15 protein-coding genes and 1 pseudogene are annotated in these 18038 nt (G+C 69.4%); 11 read left to right on the top strand and 5 right to left on the bottom strand.

Annotated elements, in window-relative coordinates; all coding sequences use genetic code 11:
* Nucleotides 1–520 precede the first annotated feature (520 nt).
* The 4 genes from VM306_RS33645 to VM306_RS33630 are packed head-to-tail and all read right to left on the bottom strand — an operon-like array spanning nt 521 to nt 3135.
* The gene (locus tag VM306_RS33645) at nt 521–1651 is read right to left on the bottom strand and encodes an acyl-CoA dehydrogenase family protein (RefSeq protein ID WP_325522108.1); all 1131 of its coding nucleotides are present in this window, start codon (nt 1649–1651) and stop codon (nt 521–523) included.
* Nucleotides 1652–1695: 44 nt separating this feature from the next.
* Entirely contained in the window at nt 1696–2277 is a 582-nt protein-coding gene (locus tag VM306_RS33640; RefSeq protein ID WP_325522106.1) for a hypothetical protein, read from the bottom strand.
* Between the two features lie 58 nt (nt 2278–2335).
* Entirely contained in the window at nt 2336–2449 is a 114-nt protein-coding gene (locus VM306_RS33635) for a twin-arginine translocation signal domain-containing protein (RefSeq protein ID WP_325522104.1), read from the bottom strand.
* Nucleotides 2446–3135: an alpha/beta hydrolase gene (locus tag VM306_RS33630; RefSeq protein WP_325522102.1), complete on the bottom strand. Its 690-nt coding sequence runs from the start codon at nt 3133–3135 to the stop codon at nt 2446–2448. The genes VM306_RS33635 and VM306_RS33630 overlap by 4 nt, the downstream gene beginning before the upstream one ends.
* Before the next feature lie 125 nt (nt 3136–3260).
* On the opposite strand from VM306_RS33630, the gene VM306_RS33625 reads away from it, so the two are divergent.
* Nucleotides 3261–6023 (top strand): ATP-binding protein, encoded by a 2763-nt coding sequence (locus tag VM306_RS33625; RefSeq protein ID WP_325522100.1) that lies wholly within the window; start codon nt 3261–3263, stop codon nt 6021–6023.
* A 114-nt stretch (nt 6024–6137) separates the two neighbouring features.
* Nucleotides 6138–6389 carry a hypothetical protein gene (locus VM306_RS33620; protein ID WP_325522098.1) on the top strand — a complete coding sequence of 84 codons (252 nt, stop codon included), beginning with the start codon at nt 6138–6140 and terminating at the stop codon, nt 6387–6389.
* Nucleotides 6390–6950: 561 nt separating this feature from the next.
* Here the strand turns inward: VM306_RS33620 and VM306_RS33615 are convergent.
* Complete coding sequence (locus VM306_RS33615; RefSeq protein ID WP_325522096.1) at nt 6951–7406, bottom strand: hypothetical protein; 456 nt, start codon at nt 7404–7406, stop codon at nt 6951–6953.
* Nucleotides 7407–7897: 491 nt separating this feature from the next.
* On the opposite strand from VM306_RS33615, the pseudogene VM306_RS33610 reads away from it, so the two are divergent.
* From VM306_RS33610 to VM306_RS33570, 9 genes and pseudogenes are all read left to right on the top strand, one after another.
* A pseudogene (locus VM306_RS33610) lies at nt 7898–8288 on the top strand (error-prone DNA polymerase); the annotation flags it as partial.
* A 306-nt stretch (nt 8289–8594) separates the two neighbouring features.
* Complete coding sequence (cmdF, locus tag VM306_RS33605) at nt 8595–10181, top strand: tyrosine 2,3-aminomutase (RefSeq protein WP_325522094.1); 1587 nt, start codon at nt 8595–8597, stop codon at nt 10179–10181.
* Between the two features lie 9 nt (nt 10182–10190).
* A complete protein-coding gene (locus VM306_RS33600; protein WP_325522091.1) occupies nt 10191–11045 on the top strand; it encodes a sulfotransferase domain-containing protein in 855 nt (284 codons plus the stop codon).
* A 50-nt stretch (nt 11046–11095) separates the two neighbouring features.
* The gene (locus VM306_RS33595) at nt 11096–11869 is read left to right on the top strand and encodes a class I SAM-dependent methyltransferase (protein WP_325522089.1); all 774 of its coding nucleotides are present in this window, start codon (nt 11096–11098) and stop codon (nt 11867–11869) included.
* Nucleotides 11866–14223 carry a PEP-utilizing enzyme gene (locus VM306_RS33590; RefSeq protein WP_325522087.1) on the top strand — a complete coding sequence of 786 codons (2358 nt, stop codon included), beginning with the start codon at nt 11866–11868 and terminating at the stop codon, nt 14221–14223. The genes VM306_RS33595 and VM306_RS33590 overlap by 4 nt, the downstream gene beginning before the upstream one ends.
* Nucleotides 14220–14828 carry a gamma-glutamyl-gamma-aminobutyrate hydrolase family protein gene (locus VM306_RS33585; protein WP_325522085.1) on the top strand — a complete coding sequence of 203 codons (609 nt, stop codon included), beginning with the start codon at nt 14220–14222 and terminating at the stop codon, nt 14826–14828. Before VM306_RS33590 ends, VM306_RS33585 begins: the two co-directional genes overlap by 4 nt.
* A complete protein-coding gene (locus tag VM306_RS33580) occupies nt 14825–15649 on the top strand; it encodes a phosphocholine cytidylyltransferase family protein (RefSeq protein WP_325522083.1) in 825 nt (274 codons plus the stop codon). Before VM306_RS33585 ends, VM306_RS33580 begins: the two co-directional genes overlap by 4 nt.
* A complete protein-coding gene (locus VM306_RS33575) occupies nt 15567–16109 on the top strand; it encodes an adenylyl-sulfate kinase (RefSeq protein ID WP_325522081.1) in 543 nt (180 codons plus the stop codon). The genes VM306_RS33580 and VM306_RS33575 overlap by 83 nt, the downstream gene beginning before the upstream one ends.
* Before the next feature lies 1 nt (nt 16110).
* Complete coding sequence (locus VM306_RS33570) at nt 16111–17313, top strand: MFS transporter (protein WP_325522079.1); 1203 nt, start codon at nt 16111–16113, stop codon at nt 17311–17313.
* The last annotated feature ends 725 nt before the right edge of the window (nt 17314–18038 follow it).

Genomic DNA, 18038 nt, shown 5'->3' with positions numbered 1-18038 from the left:
CACAGGAACGTCAGTCCGGTGCGCGTCAACGAGGTTGCCCGGCGGGCGCCGAAGTAGCCGCCGAGGTAGAACTTCGGCCGCCGCACGAACAGGAAGTCCTGTCCTTGATCGCTTCGCCGTTCTGTGAAGTGCGCGCGGTGGCAGGGCAGGCGACCGATGGCGGCCATGCCAGGGGCCGGCGGTCCGTTGCCCGGCTCGGCGGCTGAACGCGCGTCGTAGGCACCGTGGGAACGGGATCGTTTCCGCTGAGGCCGATCCGGTGAGGGCACCGAGCGGCCGAGCACAGATCTGCATTGGGAAGAACCGCCCGCCGGCGAGGGAAGCGGTGCTGACGATTGTGGTAGAACAGCGCTTTGCGCTGGTTGTGGTTGGTGGGTCCGCGTGGACGGGTGCGGCCAGGACGATGTGATGGTCGCCGGCCGGGAAGCGGTCGACGACGGGGCACTCGAACCAGGCCACGGCGCCGGCGACCGTCCCGTCGGTGGTGACCAGCATGACCGCGGCGGCGCGTGACGCATGATCACAGAGTCAGCGATACTGCCGGCAACACGTCGAAGGTGATTCGGCCGTGGTCCTCGGCCGTGATGTACGGCGTGAAGAACGGGTGGCGTGTGCCGACGGCGACGTCACGCCAGAATCGCTGAAGCGGGTTCTCGTGCGAGAAGCCGCTCGCGCCGTGCAGGTCGAGGAGCAGCTCCATCGCTTCGCGACACTCTCGGGCGGCGGTCGACAATTCCATTCGGAGTTCGCTTCGGTCGGCGACCGGCATTGCTTCGCCCGCGCGCAGCGCCTCGAGGGTGTCAGCGACAAGAAGCGCGCGCCGCAGAGCCGTTGCGGTGCGCCGCGTCGCCTCGGTGAACCAGAAGCGTCCGAGGGGGGAATCGGCGACGCGGGCGTAGGTGGTCGCGTATGGGGCCCGGTTGCCGGCGATTGCCGCCGCGACGGCATTCTGGGCTCCGCGTACGGCGCCGATCATCGGCGCGAGCGCCACCAGGCCGGCGGCGAAAAACTGTTTCTGAGAGGGCTGGGAGCTCGGGCTGTTCGGAAGGGTGATGAAGTCGTCCGGTACGAAAAGGTCCTCGGCCACCAGGGTGTGGCTGCTCGTGCCGGCCAGGCCCGCTGCTTTCCATGTCTGGTGGATCGTCAGCTCGGAGACCGGTACGAGGACGGGGAAGGTCACCGACGAGGCGCCGTCGGCGACCGGCACCATGATCATGGCCCAGGTCGCCAGCTCGGAACCCGATGCCATGGCCCATCCCCCGCTGATGCGAAGGCCGCCGGGCACCCGCTCGCCGTGGCCGCCTTTCGGCACCGCCGACGCGCAGACGACGACGTGGGGATCGGCCAGGAACGCGGCGCACGCCTTGGCGGAGAGCATCGACGGGATCATGGTTTTGGACGACGCGCTCAGCCCGACGATCCAGGCGGTCGAGGGGCAGCCGCTTCCCAGCTCGGCGAGCACCTCGATCATTGTTCGCAGGTCCGCGTCGTGACCACCGGCCTCACGAGGGACCGTGAGTGCGAATAGCCCTGCGTCGCGTACCGCTGTGACGCTGTCCGGGGCGGGCCGCATATCGCGTTCGGTGTGTGCCGCGTTGGCTGAGAGCGTCGGCACGGTCGCCCGGGCAGCGTCCAGCAACAGTTGGTTCATGGCTGATAGATGTCCTTGTCGGAGATGGCCGCAGGGCGGTGTCTTCAGTTCTGGATGAGGGCGAGGCGGGCGGCGTCGTCGGAGCCGGACTCCGCGGTGTAGACCACGGCGCGCAGGTCGCCCTCATGGATGGTCAGGATGTCGCAGTCGACGGTGATCGGTCCGGCATCGGGATGCTGGACCGTGACCGGATAGTCCCGGTGATGGGTGTCCACGGGCATCTGCCACATGTTCGCGAACGGCACGCTGGCTGCCTGCAGGTCCGAGAGCAGATCCTTGAGCCAGTCATCGCCGGGATACCGGATGGTGGTCCTGCGCAGATCGGTCACGATCGACGACTGGAACCGGATCTCCCGCTCGGACCACTCCTGCCTGCGCCCGGTGAAGGCGCGCCAGGCCATGTTTCGTTCCCGGTCGGCCTCGAGCACAGAAGTGGAGCACAGCCGTTCCCAGGCGGTGTTCCAGGCCAGCAGGGTCCAGGCCGCGTCGAGAACGCAGACCGGGATGTCGCCGAGCCGCTCGGGCAGGCGCCTGGGGCCGGCGCCTACCTCGTCGGGCACACGGCCTACGCGCAACGGAACATGCCCGGCAAGGGAGCACAGGTATTCGTACTCCTGGCCGGACAACCGCAGAGCCCTGGCAAGCGCGCGGAGTACAGCTGCGGACGGCCGTCCATGGCCTTGCTCAAGACGCTTGATGTACTCCGCCGACACCCGGCCGCAGCAGGGTCAGTGCCGCCGCCCCGGCCAGGGCCGCGCCGGCGGCCAGCACCTGACGGCGGGAGACTTCGGCGTTCACGCGGCCTCCACCGCGGTGTGGATGAGGTCGACGACGGCCTGCGGCTGGGAGACGTAGACGGCATGGCTGCCCTCGACCTCGCGCACGGTGGCGCCGGCGCGCTGGGCCATCTGCCGCTGCGCTGCCGGCGGAATCATCTTGTCGTCGGCGGCGACGAGGTACCAGCTCGGCTTGCTCTGCCAGGCGGCCTCGGTCACGGCACCATCGGCCGCGGCAAGCCCCCAGGGGACCTGCGAATCCGCCATGAACGCGGCCTGGTCGGCCGGCAGGTCACCGGCGAAGGAAGCCGCGAACTTGTCGCGGTCGAGAAGGAGGAAGCCGTCGCGCGGGGGCAGGATCGGCGGGACCGGAGCGCCTGGGGCCGGGTTCGCGACGAGGGACAGCACGGACTCGCCCTTGTCGGCCGCGAACGCCGTGATGTAAACTAGGCCGGTTACCCGCGGGTCGCTGCCGGCCTCGGTAATGACCACCCCGCCGTAGGAGTGGCCGACCAGGATGGCCGGGCCGTCGATGTCGTCGAGGACCTGCTTGACGGCGCCGACATCGCCTTCGAGGGTGATGGTGGGGTTCTGAACGACGCGGACGTCGTGTCCCAGCGCGCGGAGGCGGTCGTACACGCCTCGCCAACCGGAACCGTCGACGAAGCCGCCGTGGGTCAGGACCACCGTTGGCCGGATCTCACTCATCGCTTGCTCCTAAGATTTGCTCGAACTGATGCCACGACGATAGGAATGCAGGGCCTGCCGAGGCATCGGGGAAATCCCTCGAGCGGACCCTGCGGGGGGCTGGGCGAGGAGCCGCATTGCCCGCGATGACAGCTGAAGAGTTCGGGCTCTTCGGGCGTGAGACGGCTTTTCAGGTCATCGCGGACGCGAGTACCGCGGGCGGACAGGTCGTCGTCTCCGGCGAACCGGGCGTTGGCAAGAGCAGCCTGCTCAGGGCGGCCGGCCAGATCGCCCAGCGCGCCGGTCGTCGCGTGCTGGCCATCACGCCGACCCAGTTCGACCAGGGCCTGCCCTTCGCAGGGCTGGCCGACCTGCTGGCCCAATGCCCACCCGGCATAACCGACGGCCTGCCCGCACCTCAGCGCCGAGCCCTCGCGATCGCGTTGCAGCTCCTCGAGCCGGACGGCCGTGGGATGGATCCGCTCGCGGTGCCACTGGCGATCCGGAGCCTGCTGACCGACCTCTGCGAAGCCGGGCCGATCACCGTGATCCTGGACGACGCCCAGTGGCTTGACCTGGCCACGGCCGGCGGTCTCGCGTTCGCGCTACGGCGGCTCGCGGTTGGTCCGGAGCGCCTCAGCGTGCTGGTCGGGATCCGCCCCGAGGCTCGGCGGAGCGATCTGGTCCGCACCCTGCCCGAGCCGCGGCGTGATGTCGAGCTTGCGCCGCTGGACGAATCGGCGATCACGCAACTTCTGCACCGCAATTTCGGGTCGGCGTGGACGCAGGCGGTCAGCGCCGCCGTCGCCCGGACCAGCGAGGGCAACCCCTTCCTGGCACTGATGATCGCGCAGGCGATGCAGTCCGATGTCTCGCGCTGGCGGTGGAGCGCCCGCGAAGGTCACGACCCGGTGTTCCCCGTACCGCCGAGCCTGACAGACGTACTCGGCGAGAAGGTCTCGCTGCTGCCGGCCGCGGCGCAGGAGGTACTCCTGCTCGTCTCAGCCGCAGGCCGCCTCAGCGTCGGGCAACTCGACAAGTTCGTCGGAGCTGACCGCGTCATCGCGGCCCTCGAAGCGGCCGCGGACACCGACGTCGCGAAAGTCGGCCCGGAACAACGGGTCGCGTTCACCCACCCGCTGCTCGCCTCCGCCATCTACGAAGCAGCGACGTCGGCAGAACGGCGCCGCGCCCACCGGCTGCTCGCCGACTCCCTGGCCGACCCGGTGGAGCGGGCGCTCCACCGCGCCCGCACCACCGTCATGCCCGACTCGGAGGTCGCCGAGGAGATCGAGCGCGCGGCCGACATCGCGGCCGGCCGCGGAGCGCTGCAGCTCGCCGGTGAACTCCTCGAGTCGGCGGCCCGCGCCACTCCGGCCGCCGGGGCGGTCGCCGACCGGTTCGCGCGCTGGCTGCGAGTGGTGGACACGTACACCCTGGCCGGCGACACCGAGGCAGCCCTGGCCGCTTTGTCCGAACTCCATCCGTTGGCCACCGATCCGAAGGCCCGGGCCGAGGCCATCCGCCGCCGTATCGACCTCACGCGCCGCATGCCCGGCGCCCGGTCACTCGCCGAACAGGGACTGGCACTCGCCCCGCCCGGAACCGAGGTGCGCATCGAACTCATCACGCTTCTCGGCGCGCTGCACCGCCTGGAGGGCAATGGTCCCGAAGCGCTCCGGCTGACCCAGGAGGCGGTGGCTGACGCTCGCGGGCGCCATCAGGATGCCGCCCTTCTGCGGGCGCTCTACGGACGACTCACCGTCGAACGCCACTGGGCATCCGGGGATGCCGCGCGGACACTCGCTGAGATCGACGATTTGGTGGCGTCGACGCATGATTTCCCCGGCGCGGTTCTGGCCTGGACCCGGGCCTTCTTCGCGTCCTGGAATGATCCAGAGGCCGAAGCTCCGGTACGACTGGAGATTCGCTCTGCTCTCGAAGCCGGTCGTTACGGCGATCTGACGCAGCTCTACATCGCCCTGATCCTGTACCTGACCCGTGCCTCTCGCATTCCGGAAGCACATGCCGCCCTCGACGAAGCGGATCGGGTCGGTGCCTGGTCGCTGTCGGCGTTTCAGGAGCCGCTCGCCCGAGCGCTGGTCGCGGCCTACACCGGCGCCCTGGACCTCGCCCGAACGGTGGTCGAGGCCGCCGTCGAGGAGTCGCGCGCGATCGAATCCACGTACTGGCTCAGCTCTTTCCTGGCCATCCGTGGCTTCGTGGAAACCTCGGCCGGCGAGTGGCAGGCCGCCCTGCACGCGCTGCGGGAAGTCGCAGCCGTGTTCGATCGCACCCACATGGTCGACCTCGAGCAGGTTCTCTGGCCGATCGACTACGCCGACGCCGCCCTGCAGGTCGGCGCGCTCGACGAGGTGGAGCGGGCAGTGGCGTTCCTCCGCCGGCAGGGCGCATCAGGCCGCCCCGAGGCCACGGTCGCAGCCGACCGTTGCGAGGCCCTCCGCCGCGCCGCCACCGGAGACGTCGACGTGGCACTCCAGTCGCTGCAGCGCATCGTCGCCCTCGACGGCATCGAATCCCCGTTCGAAGCGACCCGATCCCGTCTCGCGCTCGGCCAGGTCTATCGCCGCGCCGGCCACAAACGGAACTCAGCCGACACCTTGACCACGGCCTCGAAAGAGTTCACCCGGCTGGACTTCCCCCGCTGGGCCGAACGAGCTCAGCTGGAACTGGCCCGATCCGGCCTGCACCACTCCGGCACCGAACTGACCCAGAACGAACGCCGGGTGGCAGAGCTGGTCGCCACCGGACGATCCAACCAGGAGGTCGCCGCCGCGCTGTTCGTGTCCGTGAAGACCGTCGAAGCCCACCTGACCCGGATCTATCGCAAGCTGTCGGTCCGGTCGCGAACCGAACTGGCCCGGCGTTTCGCCAACGGCACTCCTTGACACGGGCAGACTCCACGCGAAGACGGGCGCGTTTCGGTATCGGTGTGCTCTGAAGTCTGGCGAATTTGGTGTTCTTCGCGGCGTTCGTGTTCGCTTTAATAGACTGCGGTCGCCGTGTTTTTCGTCGCCCGCAACCGCTGGAACCAGGCCGGGAACGATCGCACGCCGGCCGATCTCATGGCCATGACGCTGGCGCCCGCGAGGCGGTCACCGATATCCAGGCGTGACCTGGCCCTCCGGTCGGCAGTCGTTCTCGACGGGGCCATCGCCTCCTGCTGGGCGGTGCGCGCGATGCGGGACAGCAGCGAGTTCGGCAACGTCACACGTTCGTGCGTGATCCACTCCATTACCTACCGCAACGATTAGGACTTTCTGTAACCGCACACGCCTTGTGCGAGACGCGCCGTGACCCGGACAGCGGTTGCCGACCATCGTCCGTACCGCCGCTGCGCCACCGAAAACCCTGCCGGCGGGGACAGCATCTGCTCGTCGGCGTCGCGGCACATCAAGCGCGCGGAACGCCGACAGCGCACGTTTGGCGACTCGTGGGAACAGTTCACGCGCATCGTGCTGATGGTGCGCGACGGCCGCATTCCTCCTGAGGCCCTGCGGATGGAATCGCAGTGGGCCGATGCCGCAACCCCGACCCTCGCCGCGCAGGCCGACGCCGCCATGGAGCTGCACTCGGCGGACCGACTGTTGCCCCGCCGCTTCGCCTGCCGTTCGCTGGCTACCCCGACATCGACATCCGGGACGTGCAGGTCGAGGACGCCGAGGCGCGTCGCGGGTGGCGACCAGGCCGCCGAGTTAGGCCCGAAGCCCATCCCCGAACCGCCTCGGCCGAGCCCACGGCGCTATCGATTCCCTCGCCGCGTCGCCTGGCCGGGCAGCTCGGCAGCCAAGTGCTCCTGCCGCCCGCCGTGCAGTTCATCGAGCCGCGGCGACCGGAGTGAGCACCGGGCGCGGTACCCGCACCACATGTTGCGCGCAGGCTTCCAACCTGGCGGAGATCGGCTGGCCCTCCCAAATCAGGACCTCGAACTCCCCGTAGTCGCCCAGCGCGGTGAAGGCACGGTCAGCCGACGCCACGGCAAAGCTGCGGCAGCCTTGCTGATGGGCATAGCGCGCATGGCATAACAAGGCCTGCTCGGCAGCGTTGGCATGCTGCGGCACCCGCCGCGCCGCAACGCCCAGCTCTGCGAGCACGTTCAGTGTGAGGTCCTCGTGCGTGTCCGGATGGCTGTAGCTGGCCATCACGTGGTGAACCGGTCCGGCCGCCGCCATCAGCGCGTCTACCCTCGCGCGCAGCAGGCGGGGACGCGGCTGATTCGGTCCGACCACGTTTTCCACGTCGATCAGCAGCACCTTGTCCGTTGCCTCCACGACGCCGATTCTGCGGCCCCGAGCGCGGTCCGGCTCGTTACCGTCCCCGACTGGGTGACCTGGGTCGGCGGTTCACCTACGGCGGTCAGCGATGGCAGCGCGTCGCCGCTCCTCGTGCTCGTCGGAATAGCGCACCTGGTGACAGCGCGCCAGCCGGGCGGTCGAGGCCGGTCACGGTACGCAGGCTCGACACCGGCGAGCGGATCGACGCGGCACGTGCGGAGGACGAGGCGTTCTGAACCTGGGCGATCCTGGAGACGTTGCGGCATACCGGTGTCCGCGTCGAGAAGCTTCTGGAGATCACTCATCTCGCCTTGGTGTCCTATCGGCCATCGCGCGTCCAGCTCGACGGCGAGCCACCTTTGCCGACTTCACCTGACGGCCGAATCCCACTTTGCCTGCATAAGTGCAGTTCAAGTGCAGTTCATGGAGAAGATGCAGCGGAGTTCGAGACCCCACAGGCAGCCACTAGCGACTTGATCCGGTGAAGCTTCCTGAGTGCTGACCGCGATGGACCTCCGGACATCGACATCGAGTCCGACCGCCGTGAGGAGGTCATCCAGTACGTCTACGACAAGCACGGCCGCCACCACGCCCCGCAGGTCGCCAACGTCATCACCTACCGGGCCCGCTCCGCAGTCCGTGACATGGCCCGCGCCCTCGTCCACTCCCTCGACCAGCAGACCGCCTGGTCCAAGCAGATCGACGCCTGGTCCCCGCTCAGCGCCGAGGCGCATCCCGGCATTCCCGCCAGCGGTGCTCGAGCTCGCCGGGCAGATCGAGGGCGCGCCGCGGCACCTGGGCATCCACTCCGGCGGCATGGTCATCGCCGACCGGCCGGTCTCGGAGATCGTGCCGGTCGAGAAAGCCCGCATGCCCGGGCTGGCGGGCGTACACGTCGGTGCTCCCCTGCACCTTCCGGACGAGGCACCCTCGTGACCCTGCGTCATGCACGAGTCCAGGGCAATAAGTCAGGGCGCGAGCTCGAGCTTGACCGCCGGTGATGTAGTGCTGCTAGCAAAGAGGACGGGCCGCCGCAATGAGGATTATCAAAACACCCAACTGCGGGTCTGAGGACGTGACGCCCTGATCAGCCGCTGCTACGGTCGAAAAACCCTGAAGATCGAAACTGCGGTGAATTCCCAGCATTTTCCGGAGCGGACTCCTGAAGGCGGCAAGGAGATTCTCGTGCTCATCCGAGGTGAGGGCCTGACCATCGACGACGTCGCCCTCGTCGCAAGGCAGGAAGCCCTCGTCGAGTTCGACGAGGACCAGATGACCAAGGTCGAGCTGACACGAGAGCGCGTTCAGAAGTGGGGAGCCGACGGGCAGCCCATCTACGGCGTGAACACGGGCTTCGGCGAGATGGTCTTCATGAACGTCCCTCCTCGCTTCGAGACGGACCTGCAGGAGAACCTGTTGCGTTCGCACGCCGCCGGTGGCGGTGAGCCCTTCACCGACGAGGCCGTGCGAGCCATGCAGGTGGCGCGGCTCAACTGCCTGGTCAAGGGACATTCCGGGATAGGCGCCGACGCGCTGTGCCTGATGCGCGAGCTGCTCAACCGGGGCATCCACCCTGTTGTCCCGCAACAGGGTTCGCTCGGCGCCAGCGGAGACCTGGCGCCGCTGGCACACCTGGCGCTGCCGCTCATCGCCGCCGGCCGCGTGCGCAAGGGCGCGACCGTCCGGCAGTCGGCGGAGGTGCTCGCCGAGGAAGGGCTGGCACCGGTCAGGATGAGCTACAAGTCCGGGCTGGCCCTGATCAACGGCACCTCGGCGATGACAGGCGTCTCGGCGCTGGCCCTGGTCCGTGCCCGGCGGCTCCTCCGCTTGGCGCTGTGGGCGTCCGCCACGTTCATCCAGGTGATGCGCGGGTCGACGGGGGCGTTCAGCGAGCACGGGCACGCGTTGAAGAACCACCGCGGGCAGAGCGAGGTCGCCGCGGTGATCACGCGGCTGCTGGCCGGCAGCGCTCTGACCCGCGAGCACGCCGAGATCATGGCCCTGGTCAGCGCGAAGGCCGACGGCGAGGAGGTCGCGCCGGTCGACGACTACCTGCAGAACGCCTACACCCTGCGCTGTGTCCCCCAGATCCTCGGACCCGTGCTCGACACCATGGCCTACTGCCGCCGGCTGGTCGAAGAGGAACTGAACTCCTGCAACGACAACCCCTTGATCTTCGACACCCCGGAGACCGTCTTCCACGGCGGTCACTTCCACGGCCAGTACATGGCCATGGCGTCCGACTTCCTGAACATCGCGCTCACCGAGATCGGCGTGCTGGCCGAGCGGCAGCTCAACCGGGTGCTCGACCCCCACCTCAACAAGGGCTTCCCCGCGTTCCTCGCGCTCGGGGACGAGGGCCTCTACTCCGGGTTGCAGGGCTCGCAGTACCTGGCCACCAGCATCGCCTCCGAGAACCTGGACCTGGCGGCGCCGTCCTCGGTCAAGTCGATCCCGTCCAACGGCCAGAACCAGGACGTGGTGAGCATGGGCCTGATCGCGGCCCGGAAGTCCCTGCGCCTCACCGACAACGTGAACATCATCGTCTGCGTCCTCGTGGCGGCCTGCTACCAGGCCGCGACGATCACCGGCATCGAGCGGTTCAGCCCGTCCGTGCGCGGGCTGCTGGAACTGCTCGCCACCAAGGTGCCCGGCTACCGCGACGACGTGGGCGTCGCATCGGACTTCCTGGCCGAGGTCAGGAACACCGTGCTCGCCGACGAGGCCGACGCGCTGCTCCCCGCTCTCGACATCCCCGCCGATCCGGTCTGAGGGGCGACGATGGTGAACCAGTCCGGCATGACCATGCGTGAACGGCACCTGCGCAACGCCGCGATGCTCAACGCCCAGGACGTCATCGTCGCGGCCTACCCGGCCTCGGGTGCCGCCCTGCTGGGCAACGTCCTGATGGAGCTGGGGCACTCGTTCGTCGATCCGCATCTCGACGAGATCCAGGAGGACGGACGGCTGCGCGAGCCCGGTGACGAGGAGCTGCGCCGTTACCGAAGCCGGATCGCCGGCAAGTCCACCCCCGGTCAGGTCGGCGGCAGGAGGTTCTTCAAGAACCACCTGCATCCTGACCACTTCCGGAACCTCGCGACGGAAGCCGTGGTACTGCTCGTGCGGGACCCGAGGGACGCCCTTTATTCGTCGTACCGGTTCTTCCAGGGTTTTGCTCCCACCGTGCTTTCCTATCTCGCCATCGACGAGGTGAGCTTTCTGGAGTTCCTGGAGGAGAAGGGAACGGTGAGCGAGCCTGCTATCACCGTCGACGGCTGGGTGGATTTCTACCGCGCCTGGGCCGAAAGGGCAGAACGCGCACCCCGCTCGGCTGTCGTCCGTTTCGAGGAGCTGAAGACCAGTCCCGCGGACGCGATGACCCGGCTGCTGGAGACGCTCGGACTGATCGCCGACCGGGCCGCGGTCGAACGGGCGGTCGAGCGCAGCAGCTTCGAGAGGATGCGGGCCCACGAGGAGGAGGTCGCCGGTGACACGGGCGAGAACCCGCCCATGATCATGCGCCGCGGCCAGGTCGGCGAATGGCGGGAGTGGTTCGGCGACAACGAGCTGTCGGACCGGTTCAGGGTGCCGCACATGATCGAGGCGGCGGCGCGTTTCGGCTATCGGATCAGTTGATCGTCAGAACAGGAGGACCCTGCGTGGTCAGCACCGACCAGCCTTCTGTCTTGCCCCCTTCGCTCGACTACTCGCCGTTCGCGACCACCTACAAGGACCGGGCCGACTACGTCCCGGCCGTCGTGGACGCCCTGCTGCGGGTGGCCGGGATGCGTCAGGGAGATCTGATCTGCGACATCGGGGCTGGTTCGGGGCACCTCACCGAACCCCTGTTGCAGCGCGGGTTCTCCGTCGACGCCGTGGAACCGACGGCCGCCATGCGCCGGCTCGGTGAGCAGCGGACTCACGGCTATCCGCAGGTTCGTTGGTATGACGGCAAAGGCGAGGCGTCGGGCAGGGAATCCGACACGTACGCGTTGGTGACCTTCGGCTCCTCGTTCAACCTCACCGACCGCGCCCGAGCTCTCGCGGAGACCGCACGCGTCCTGCGCGAGTCGGGCTACTTCGCGTGCCTGTGGAACCACCGCGTGCTCGAAGACCCGTTGCAGGCGCGGATCGAGGAGCTGATCCACGATCGCATCCCCGGCTACAGCTACGGAATGCGCCGCACCGACCAGACCGACGTCATCGTCAGGAGCGGTCTCTTCGAGACGCCGGTCGCGCTGTCCGGCACCCAGGTGTTCAGACTGCCGAGCCGGGCCTGGTGCGACGCGTGGGCTTCGCACTCCACACTCGGTCAGCAGGCGGGCAGCGGGTTCGCCGGACTGGTGGACGAGATCCGCGATCTGGTGCGCGCCGAGGCCGGGGACTGGATCGACGTTCCCTACACCACCAGGGCGTGGGTGGCCCGGCTCGTCCGGGATGGCAAGGACGCCCGGCGGTGACCGCGCCGCTGGTCCGGCTCGGGACCAAGGCGGAGACGCTGGAACGGTTGCGGCCGTTCATGACCAAGGCCCGGATCCTGCCGTCGCTGCACTTCACGCTGCGGGAGTGGCAGGACGGCCGGGATCGCGTGCTCGCGGGGCTGCGCCGCCGCGAGTGGGCGGCGGGACCGGTCATGGTCCGCAGCAGCGCGACCACGGAGGACACCGGGACCGACTCCAACGCCGGGCGGTTCCGGTCGGTGCCCGCCAGGAACGAGTCCGAGATCGCCTCGGCCGTGACCGAGGTGTTCGCGTCGTACGGCCGGGTGGACGCGGACGACCAGGTCCTGGTCCAGCCGCTGCTCGAGCGCGTCCTGGCGAGTGGGGTGGCTTTCTCCTGCGACCCCAACAGCGGTGCTCCCTACCGGGTCGTCAACTGGAGCGGGACCGGCAGGACGGACGCCGTGACCGGTGGTGGCCGCGCGGAACTGCACATCTCCTACGGGGCGGCGTGGGCAGGTCCCGGCGAGGCACCGGACCCCGGGGTGGGCGCGGTGTGGGAACTCCTGGCCGAGTTGCACCAGCTGCTGGGTGAACGGCGGCGCCTGGACATCGAGTTCGCGTTCTCGGAGAACGGTGAGCTGATCCTGCTCCAGGTCAGGCCTTTGGCGGTGAAGGAGGTCGTGGCCGCGGAGGCACATCGCGCGACGTTGGCGGGCACCGCCCGGCAGATCACCGAAGCCATCCGGTCGCGCTCGCGGGCGCTCGGCACCCGCGCGGTCTACGGCGTGATGCCGGACTGGAACCCCGCTGAGATGATCGGGTTGCGGCCACGGCCGCTCGCGGTGTCGTTGTACCGCCACCTCGTCACCGACCACGTCTGGGCGGGCGCCAGGACGCGGTACGGCTACCGGGACATGACCGGCACGCGGCTGATGGTCCAGTTCTCCGGGCTTCCGTACATCGACGTGGCCGCCAGCCTCACCTCGTTCGTCCCCCGCGAGGTGCCCGACGAGCTCGCCGACCGACTCGTCGGGCACTGGCTGGACCAGCTGGTGGCGAAGCCCTACCTGCACGACAAGGTCGAGTCGCACATCGCCGTCCCCGCGGGCACCTTCAGGACAGCGCAGCGGCTGGAATCCCTGACAGCGGCCGGTTTCAGCACCGGCGAACGCGACGAGCTGGCGGGCCACCTGCGCCGGTTCACCGACGAGCTCGTGCGGGGTGACCTGTGGGAGCAGGACGTCGCCAGGCTGCGCCTGCTCAACGTGGCCGACATCGGCGAGACGCACGCCGCCGGGTGCGGTGCGGACGACGCCGGCTGTTGCGGTCCGGCGCTGGTGGCCCGGCTGGACGTCTGCGCGGCCTACGGCTCCGGTCCGTTCGCGGCCCTGGCCCGCGCCGCCTTCATCGCCACCGACTTCCTCGAGGACCTGGTACGCGAAGGAGTCTTCTCCCTTTCCGATCGCGCCCGTTTCATCGGCGGTCTCGGGCTCGTGGCCAGTGAGATGCGCCGGGACTTCGCCGAGCTGGACAGGGCGGTCTTCCTCAAGCGCTACGGCCATCTGCGGCCGGGAACCTACGACATCCTCTCGCCCCGCTACGACGAGACGCCCGAGCGCTACTTCGACTGGTCGGCGAAGGACCAGCCGGTGCCGTGTGAACGCGCCGCGAGTCCCCCATTCGAGCTCAGTGGCGAGCAGCGGCGGCAGATGGAGGCCCTGCTCGTTCGAGAGGGCCTGACCTTCGACGCCTCCCGGTTGATGGACTTCCTGGCCACGGCGATACGCGGACGTGAGCACGGCAAGCTGGCCTTCACCTCGGTGCTCGGTGACGTGCTGACCGGGGTGAGGCGCCTCGGTGAGCGGTCCGGGTGCGGCGTCGACGACATGAGCTACCTGGACGTGCCCACCCTCGGCACCCTGACCGGGAACCCGGCTCACGACCTGCCGGTGTTGCGCGAGGCCGCGGCACGGGGACGGGCGGCCCACGCCGTCAGCCGGACCGTGGTTCTGCCGCCGCTCGTCACCGGTGCGGCGGACGTCAGGAGCTTCGCCCTGCCGCAGATCCGCCCGAACTTCGTCACACAGCGCAAGGCGACCGCACGGGTCGCCCGCGTCGACGCCGGCGATCCCCCTGACGGCGCCATCGTCATGGTCGCCAGCGCGGACCCCGGTTACGACTGGCTGTTCACCCGTGGCATCGCCGGGCTGGTGACCGCCTTCGGCGGCGCGAACTCGCACATGGCGATCCGCGCTCTGGAACTGGGCATCCCGGCGGTGATCGGCGCGGGCACAGCGCTGTTCGACCAGTGGTCGCGAGCGCACGTGCTCGAGCTCGACGCGGCCAGCGGACTCGTGACGGTGATCGCGTGAGCCTCCGGATCGGGATCACCCAGCGGTGCGTGGACGACGAGCCGACCGGTGAGCGCCGGTGGGCCCTCGACGCCCGCTGGTTCGAGTTCCTGGCGGCCTGCGGCGTTCTCCCCGTGCCGTTGCCCAACATCGCCGCGGCAGCCGTCCACACGGCGAACGAACTGAGCCTGGACGGCTTTCTCTTCACCGGCGGCGGCGATCTCGTCCAGGCGGGCGGGAACCAGCCGGAACGCGACCTGACCGAGCGGACCTTGCTGGCGCTGGCGATGCGGGAGGGCCGGCCGGTGCTCGGGGTGTGCCGCGGCATGGAACTCATCGCCGCCGCCCTGGGTGCTCAGCTCAAGCCAGTGGAAGGACACGTCGCCACCCGGCACACCATCACCTCCGAGGAGGGTGAGCGCGTCGTGAACAGCTACCACGACCTCGCCGTCGACGGGCTTCCGGCCGAGCTGGAGGTGACGGCGTGGTGCGGGGACGTCGTCGAGGCCGTCCGGCACCGGGACGCCCGCGTCGAGGGGATCATGTGGCATCCGGAGCGGGAACCCGCGCACGACCCGCGGGACCTCCTGCTGGTCCGCCGCCTGTTCCGGGCGGCGACCCCGTGAAGGCGGTAGTCCTGGCCGCGGGGCAAGGGGCGCGGATGCGGCCGTACACCGACGACCGGCCCAAGTGCCTGATCGAGCTGAACGGCCGGACCCTGCTCGACCGCCAGGTGTCCGCGTTGCGCGCCGGGGGCGCCGACGAGATCGGCGTCGTCACCGGCTGGCAAGGTGACAAGTTCGCCTGCACCGGCCTGCGCACGTTCGAGAACCCCAGCTGGGCGCGCAGCACGATGGTCGAGTCGCTCGCGGCCGCGGACGACTGGCTGAGCACCGAGCCGGTCATCGTCTCCTACGGCGACATCGTCTTCCCGGCAGCGACCGTCCGCCGCCTCGTGCGATCGGCGGCGCCCCTCGCCGTCGCGTACGACACCGGCTGGGAGGACGTCTGGCGGCAGCGGTTCGACGATCCGCTGAGCGACGCGGAGACGTTCGAGATCGACGCCGACGGCTTCGTGACCGGCATCGGGTCACGACCGCGCGGTCTGGCGGACGTGCAAGGGCAGTACATGGGCCTGCTGCGCCTGACCCCGCAGGCGTGGGCGGTGCTGCGGGCCGCGCGGGCCGCCAGTGCGGAGACCGCGGCGCTGGACATGACGGGCCTGCTCGGCCACCTGATCCGGACCGGCGGCGTGCGGGTGTCGGGGGTGCCGAACGACGGTCCGTGGTGGGAGTTCGACAGTCCGTCCGATGTGGAGCCCGGCCTGCCGGTGCTCGACAGCCTGGACGCCGAGCAGGAGGCGAGTGACCGCGGTGGAAGCCGGAGTCGTGTGGATCACCGGTCTGTCCGGGACGGGCAAGAGCACGGTGGCGTCGATCGTCAGTGACAGGCTGACCGGCACCGGCTGTCGTCCGGTCGTGCTCGACGGGGACCGGCTGCGGCGGATGATGCCCACTCCCCCTGGCTACACCGGCGCGGAGCGAAGGCAGGTCGCCGAGTTCTACTCCCGGCTGGCGCACGAACTGGCGGGCCAGGGACATCTCGTGCTGTGCGCCACCATCTCCCTCTTCCACGACGTGCAACGCTGGAACCGGGAGAACATCGACGGCTACCTGGAGGTCTGGCTGCGCGTCCCGCTGGCCGTCCTGAAGGACCGCGCGGGCCGAGCCGCCTTCTACGACCACCGGAGTCTCGGCCCCGGCCAGGCCCCGCTGCGGAACGTCGTCGGCGTGGACGAACCGGCGCAGTTCCCCAGCGAGGCCGATCTGGTCATCGACAACTTCGGGGACACCACGGCGAACGACGCCTCCGACCGGATCGTGGACGCCATCACCAGGTGGCGCTGACGTGCACACCGCGCGGCAGGCGACCCCGCTGAGAACCGACCGCAGGATCGCGACCGCCACAGCGGTCCTGCTCGGAACGAGCATGGGCATCCTCTCGTACGGCCAGCCCGTCCTGCTCAAGGCGATCATCGAAGCCCGCGGGATCTCCACCACCCAGCTCGACTCGGCGGCGAGCCTGCAGTGCCTGGTGAACGCACTCGCCTCGACCGTCGTGGTCGTCCTCTGCCGCCGGATGCCCGCACGGCGGGTGGCAGCCGGCAGCGCGATCGCGTGCGCGGTCTCGGTGATCCTGCTCGCCATGACCCGCACCCCGTGGCAGCTGTACCTGACGATGTCCCTGCTCGGCATCGCGATCGCCGGCTGCGGAACCCTGGTCGTGAGCACGTTCGTCATCAAGAGCACGCACAACAGGGACCGGGTGCTCTCCGTGGCGTTCATCGGGTCGAGCGCGGGCGGGATGATCTGGGCCCCGGTCGTCTCCTGGGGCCTCGCCGCGGGCGGCCTGGCAGGGGCGGCCGTGCTGATCGTGCTCGGCTTCACCCTGCTGGTCGCGGCGAACGCCGTGCTCTTCCTGCGCCTGCCCGATCTACCGGGCGGACGGACCGACGCCCCACCGGCGCACGAAGGCGTTCTCCTGCGACACGCGGCACGCGCTGCCCGCTTCTGGGCGCTGCTCGTCGGCAGCACCCTGCTGACCCTCACGCAGGTCGCGGGCGTGTACCACGTCCTGTTCATCTGGCAGGACTCCGGCATCGGCTCTCCGGCGCTGCCCGGTGCCGTGGTGGCAGCCTTCGCCGGAATCGGTCGCGTGGCCGCGGAACTGTTGCTGCGATCCTTGTCCACCGCCTACTCGGCCGGGTTGACGTGCGCGCTGCAAACCGCCGGATTCATCCTGCTCTCCACGGGCGGCACCATGCCGGTGCTGTTCGTCGGGTCGGCGCTTCTCGGCATCGCGGTGGGCAACAGTTCGCTGGTGGTGCTGCTGCTGACCCCGGAGGCGTTCGGCCTGCTGGACATCGAGCGGATCGCCGGGACGATCTACCTGTGGACCGGTATCGGCGCCTCGTCCGGTGCGATCGTCCTCGGTCTGCTGCGCCGTGGGGCCGGCGGTTACCAGGTCCCGGTCCTGCTCTTCGCCCTGCTGTCCGTGCTCGCGGGGGTGCTGCTGTGGCAGAGCGGACGACGAGGGCCCACGAAGCCGTAATTGCTCCGATTCGGTCGCGGTGCGCGCCGAGTTCACGTGTTCGCCAGTGTGGTCCAACGCGAGTACGACGGCCTGCTCGACAGACAACTCGGCACCGCGTGCGATCGCCGTGTCGATCGCCTCGTGTCCCAACGACAGGCGGACGCTGTCGAGGCAGGCCCGGTTGACCAGCGGGCCGTCGCCGACGTCGTCGATCCAGAAAACGTAGAACGCGCGCACGACGGCGTTCGAGTGCCGGATCGTGCGCGGGGCGTAATGATCACCGGGGTACCGTTTCCTGGTGACCGCGTTGACCGTGGCCGCCGTCTGAACCGACAGCGTCCTCGGGCTCCGCCTGGGCTTGACCGCCTGCTTCATCCACAGCACCAGATCGCGGACCTCCGCCAACGTCGCCCGGTTCCAGGGAACGTCGACGACCGCCAGCCACCGCCACCACCTCGACAAGACGGAGGCGTAGCTGCGGACCGAGCTGTCGCTGTTGTCCTGGGCAGCGAAATCCACCAGGAACCGCCGGACCGCCTCGACCGGCCGGTGATCGTCGTCGGCCACCATCCAGGGCGGCACACCGTTGCACCGCACGACCCTGCCCCATCGCGGCAACCGGATCACCGGGACATCCCGGTCCACACCATCCATTGCGCTGTCCTTCCTGATCGGAATGCCCGAGATCTACAGACGGCGGGCACCGATCTCCGCGACATCCACGGCGTGTCTCCGGTTAGTCC

The sequence above is a fragment of the Lentzea sp. genome, assembly GCF_035525475.1.
Classification (GTDB): Bacteria; Actinomycetota; Actinomycetes; order Mycobacteriales; family Pseudonocardiaceae; genus Lentzea.
Note: the sequence above shows the minus strand (reverse complement) of the source record. Positions and strands in the feature narration are given on the sequence as shown.